Source organism: Bacillus cereus group sp. N21 (assembly GCF_016483395.1).
Lineage (GTDB): Bacteria > Bacillota > Bacilli > Bacillales > Bacillaceae_G > Bacillus_A > Bacillus_A pseudomycoides.
Genome location: NZ_JAEHBX010000308.1, coordinates 1 through 303, shown reverse-complemented (window position 1 = coordinate 303; position 303 = coordinate 1). Strand labels below are relative to the sequence as shown.

The window sequence follows — 303 nt, the reverse complement described above, 5'->3', positions numbered from 1 at the left end:
GTGCAGACTTCAGATGAGTGCAAAAACTGATAAGAAAGCGCAAAGTACCAAACGAATAATATGTCTGCAGAGCCAATCGCAATAGCCGAGAGCTCTGAGGAATTAAAGGAGGATATGCGATGCCACACGCATCAGAAACACCGATTGCGTCCGCTGTCACTCTGCTCATTGATTGGAACTCCATTGAATGGAGGAAACTCAATAATTGGGTTCGAAGGATACAACAGCGAATCTACCGTGCCGAACAACTTGGTCAGCGTAGAAAAGTAAAAGGATTACAACGCTTGTTAATGAGAAGTGAAG

The 303-nt window shown here is 44.2% G+C and carries 1 protein-coding gene; it reads left to right on the top strand.

Annotation, left to right across the window (positions count from 1 at the left end; all coding sequences use genetic code 11):
• Nucleotides 1-119: 119 nt before the first annotated feature.
• Nucleotides 120-303: reverse transcriptase N-terminal domain-containing protein (locus JDS96_RS30990; RefSeq protein WP_199669148.1), on the top strand; the 184-nt coding region annotated here is incomplete at its 3' end.